Source organism: Streptomyces sp. A1277, assembly GCF_004795015.1.
Classification (GTDB): Bacteria; Actinomycetota; Actinomycetes; order Streptomycetales; family Streptomycetaceae; genus Streptomyces.
In genome coordinates, this window is record NZ_SSBI01000094.1 from 1 (window position 1) to 5,246 (window position 5,246).

Annotated in this window: 2 rRNA genes; both read left to right on the plus strand. The window is 57.1% G+C overall.

What is annotated here, in order from left to right:
• The first annotated feature begins 265 nt into the window (after positions 1-265).
• Positions 266-1,791, plus strand: a 16S ribosomal RNA gene (locus E6R18_RS33720).
• A gap of 307 nt (positions 1,792-2,098) precedes the next feature.
• A 23S ribosomal RNA gene (locus E6R18_RS33725) occupies positions 2,099-5,223 on the plus strand.
• The 16S and 23S rRNA genes sit together here, the layout of an rRNA operon.
• The last annotated feature ends 23 nt before the right edge of the window (positions 5,224-5,246 follow it).

The window sequence follows — 5,246 nt, forward strand, 5'->3', positions numbered from 1 at the left end:
CGAAGGGAAGCGCCCGGAGGAAAGCCCGCAGGGGTGAGTACAAAGGAAGCGTCCGTTCCTTGAGAACTCAACAGCGTGCCAAAAGTCAACGCCAGATATGTTGATACCCCGGCCTGCTTCGGCAGGTTGGTGGTTCCTTTGAAAGTCCTACGAGACCGTTACTGGTCTGGTAGGCAATACACAGCGAGGACACAGTGGACGACGGGTCTTATTCCGACCTTGTTGTTCCGCTCTCGTGATGTGTGGTCCCGATTACGGGAAAACATTCACGGAGAGTTTGATCCTGGCTCAGGACGAACGCTGGCGGCGTGCTTAACACATGCAAGTCGAACGATGAAGCCCTTCGGGGTGGATTAGTGGCGAACGGGTGAGTAACACGTGGGCAATCTGCCCTTCACTCTGGGACAAGCCCTGGAAACGGGGTCTAATACCGGATAATACTTTTCCTCTCCTGAGGAAAGGTTGAAAGCTCCGGCGGTGAAGGATGAGCCCGCGGCCTATCAGCTAGTTGGTGGGGTAATGGCCTACCAAGGCGACGACGGGTAGCCGGCCTGAGAGGGCGACCGGCCACACTGGGACTGAGACACGGCCCAGACTCCTACGGGAGGCAGCAGTGGGGAATATTGCACAATGGGCGAAAGCCTGATGCAGCGACGCCGCGTGAGGGATGACGGCCTTCGGGTTGTAAACCTCTTTCAGCAGGGAAGAAGCGAAAGTGACGGTACCTGCAGAAGAAGCGCCGGCTAACTACGTGCCAGCAGCCGCGGTAATACGTAGGGCGCAAGCGTTGTCCGGAATTATTGGGCGTAAAGAGCTCGTAGGCGGCTTGTTGCGTCGGTTGTGAAAGCCCGGGGCTTAACCCCGGGTCTGCAGTCGATACGGGCAGGCTAGAGTGTGGTAGGGGAGATCGGAATTCCTGGTGTAGCGGTGAAATGCGCAGATATCAGGAGGAACACCGGTGGCGAAGGCGGATCTCTGGGCCATTACTGACGCTGAGGAGCGAAAGCGTGGGGAGCGAACAGGATTAGATACCCTGGTAGTCCACGCCGTAAACGTTGGGAACTAGGTGTTGGCGACATTCCACGTCGTCGGTGCCGCAGCTAACGCATTAAGTTCCCCGCCTGGGGAGTACGGCCGCAAGGCTAAAACTCAAAGGAATTGACGGGGGCCCGCACAAGCAGCGGAGCATGTGGCTTAATTCGACGCAACGCGAAGAACCTTACCAAGGCTTGACATCGCCCGGAAAGCCGTAGAGATACGGCCCCCCTTGTGGTCGGGTGACAGGTGGTGCATGGCTGTCGTCAGCTCGTGTCGTGAGATGTTGGGTTAAGTCCCGCAACGAGCGCAACCCTTGTTCTGTGTTGCCAGCATGCCCTTCGGGGTGATGGGGACTCACAGGAGACTGCCGGGGTCAACTCGGAGGAAGGTGGGGACGACGTCAAGTCATCATGCCCCTTATGTCTTGGGCTGCACACGTGCTACAATGGCCGGTACAATGAGCTGCGATGCCGCGAGGCGGAGCGAATCTCAAAAAGCCGGTCTCAGTTCGGATTGGGGTCTGCAACTCGACCCCATGAAGTCGGAGTTGCTAGTAATCGCAGATCAGCATTGCTGCGGTGAATACGTTCCCGGGCCTTGTACACACCGCCCGTCACGTCACGAAAGTCGGTAACACCCGAAGCCGGTGGCCCAACCCCTTGTGGGAGGGAGCTGTCGAAGGTGGGACTGGCGATTGGGACGAAGTCGTAACAAGGTAGCCGTACCGGAAGGTGCGGCTGGATCACCTCCTTTCTAAGGAGCATTTCTTACCGGGCTTGCCCGGTCAGAGGCCAGTACACCGGCGAATGTTCGGTGCTGGTTGCTCATGGGTGGAACGTTGACTATTCGGCACGACAGGTTGTTGGTTGCTAGTACTGCTCTTCGGGGCGTGGAACGTGGCTGGTGATCGGTCGGGTCGGGCACGCTGTTGGGTATCTGAAGGTACGGGCTCGGAAGAGTCTGTCCTTCGGTTGCCGGCCCCAGTGCACTCGTTCTTCGGGACGGGGTGATGGGTGGCTGGTCGTTGTTTGAGAACTGCACAGTGGACGCGAGCATCTGTGGCCAAGTTTTTAAGGGCGCACGGTGGATGCCTTGGCACCAGGAACCGATGAAGGACGTGGGAGGCCACGATAGTCCCCGGGGAGTCGTCAACCAGACTTTGATCCGGGGGTTTCCGAATGGGGAAACCCGGCAGTCGTCATGGGCTGTCACCCGCTGCTGAACACATAGGCAGTGTGGAGGGAACGAGGGGAAGTGAAACATCTCAGTACCCTCAGGAAGAGAAAACAACCGTGATTCCGGGAGTAGTGGCGAGCGAAACTGGATCAGGCCAAACCGTTTACGTGTGATACCCGGCAGGGGTTGCGTGAGCGGGGTTGTGGGATCTCTTTTTCATAGTCTGCCGGCTGTGAGACGAGTCAGAAACCGTTGATGTAGGCGAAGGACATGCGAAAGGTCCGGCGTAGAGGGTAAGACCCCCGTAGCTGAAACATTGACGGCTCGTTTAAGAGACACCCAAGTAGCACGGGGCCCGAGAAATCCCGTGTGAATCTGGCGGGACCACCCGTTAAGCCTAAATATTCCCTGGTGACCGATAGCGGATAGTACCGTGAGGGAATGGTGAAAAGTACCGCGGGAGCGGAGTGAAATAGTACCTGAAACCGTGTGCCTACAAGCCGTGGGAGCGTCGCGCATCGAGCTTGCTCGGTGCGTCGTGACTGCGTGCCTTTTGAAGAATGAGCCTGCGAGTTTGCGGTGTGTTGCGAGGTTAACCCGTGTGGGGAAGCCGTAGCGAAAGCGAGTCCGAATAGGGCGGTTTAGTAGCGCGCTCAAGACCCGAAGCGGAGTGATCTAGCCATGGGCAGGTTGAAGCGGAGGTAAGACTTCGTGGAGGACCGAACCCACCAGGGTTGAAAACCTGGGGGATGACCTGTGGTTAGGGGTGAAAGGCCAATCAAACTCCGTGATAGCTGGTTCTCCCCGAAATGCATTTAGGTGCAGCGTCGTGTGTTTCTTGCCGGAGGTAGAGCACTGGATAGGCGATGGGCCCTACCGGGTTACTGACCTTAGCCAAACTCCGAATGCCGGTAAGTGAGAGCGCGGCAGTGAGACTGTGGGGGATAAGCTCCATGGTCGAGAGGGAAACAGCCCAGAGCATCGACTAAGGCCCCTAAGCGTACGCTAAGTGGGAAAGGATGTGGAGTCGCAGAGACAACCAGGAGGTTGGCTTAGAAGCAGCCACCCTTGAAAGAGTGCGTAATAGCTCACTGGTCAAGTGATTCCGCGCCGACAATGTAGCGGGGCTCAAGCGTACCGCCGAAGTCGTGTCATTCCAGCATGTACCCCCAACGGGGGCTGGGATGGGTAGGGGAGCGTCGTGTGCCGGGTGAAGCAGCCGCGGAAGCGAGTTGTGGACGGTTCACGAGTGAGAATGCAGGCATGAGTAGCGATACACACGTGAGAAACGTGTGCGCCGATTGACTAAGGGTTCCTGGGTCAAGCTGATCTGCCCAGGGTAAGTCGGGACCTAAGGCGAGGCCGACAGGCGTAGTCGATGGACAACCGGTTGATATTCCGGTACCCGCTTTGAAACGCCCAGTACTGAATCAGGCGATGCTAAGTCCGTGAAGCCGGCCCGATCTCTTCGGAGTTGAGGGTAGTGGTGGAGCCGATGAACCAGACTTGTAGTAGGTAAGCGATGGGGTGACGCAGGAAGGTAGTCCAGCCCGGGCGGTGGTTGTCCCGGGGTAAGGGTGTAGGCCGTGTGGTAGGTAAATCCGTCACACATTAAGGCTGAGACCTGATGCCGAGCCGATTGTGGTGAAGTGGATGATCCTATGCTGTCGAGAAAAGCCTCTAGCGAGTTTCATGGCGGCCCGTACCCTAAACCGACTCAGGTGGTCAGGTAGAGAATACCGAGGCGTTCGGGTGAACTATGGTTAAGGAACTCGGCAAAATGCCCCCGTAACTTCGGGAGAAGGGGGGCCATCACTGGTGATGACATTTACTGTCTGAGCTGGGGGTGGCCGCAGAGACCAGCGAGAAGCGACTGTTTACTAAAAACACAGGTCCGTGCGAAGCCGTAAGGCGATGTATACGGACTGACGCCTGCCCGGTGCTGGAACGTTAAGGGGACCGGTTAGCTGACTTTCGGGTCGGCGAAGCTGAGAACTTAAGCGCCAGTAAACGGCGGTGGTAACTATAACCATCCTAAGGTAGCGAAATTCCTTGTCGGGTAAGTTCCGACCTGCACGAATGGCGTAACGACTTCTCGACTGTCTCAACCATAGGCCCGGTGAAATTGCACTACGAGTAAAGATGCTCGTTTCGCGCAGCAGGACGGAAAGACCCCGGGACCTTTACTATAGTTTGATATTGGTGTTCGGTTCGGCTTGTGTAGGATAGGTGGGAGACTTTGAAGCGGCCACGCCAGTGGTTGTGGAGTCGTCGTTGAAATACCACTCTGGTCGTGCTGGATGTCTAACCTGGGTCCGTGATCCGGATCAGGGACAGTGTCTGATGGGTAGTTTAACTGGGGCGGTTGCCTCCTAAAGAGTAACGGAGGCGCCCAAAGGTTCCCTCAGCCTGGTTGGCAATCAGGTGTTGAGTGTAAGTGCACAAGGGAGCTTGACTGTGAGACCGACGGGTCGAGCAGGGACGAAAGTCGGGACTAGTGATCCGGCAGTGGCTTGTGGAAGCGCTGTCGCTCAACGGATAAAAGGTACCCCGGGGATAACAGGCTGATCTTCCCCAAGAGTCCATATCGACGGGATGGTTTGGCACCTCGATGTCGGCTCGTCGCATCCTGGGGCTGGAGTCGGTCCCAAGGGTTGGGCTGTTCGCCCATTAAAGCGGTACGCGAGCTGGGTTTAGAACGTCGTGAGACAGTTCGGTCCCTATCCGCTGTGCGCGTAGGAATATTGAGAAGGGCTGTCCCTAGTACGAGAGGACCGGGACGGACGAACCTCTGGTGTGCCAGTTGTTCTGCCAAGGGCATGGCTGGTTGGCTACGTTCGGAAAGGATAACCGCTGAAAGCATCTAAGCGGGAAGCCTGCTTCGAGATGAGTATTCCCACCAACTTGATTGGTTAAGGCTCCCAGTAGACGACTGGGTTGATAGGCCAGATGTGGAAGCCCGGTAACGGGTGGAGCTGACTGGTACTAATAGGCCGAGGGCTTGTCCTCAGTTGCTCGCGTCCACTGTGTTG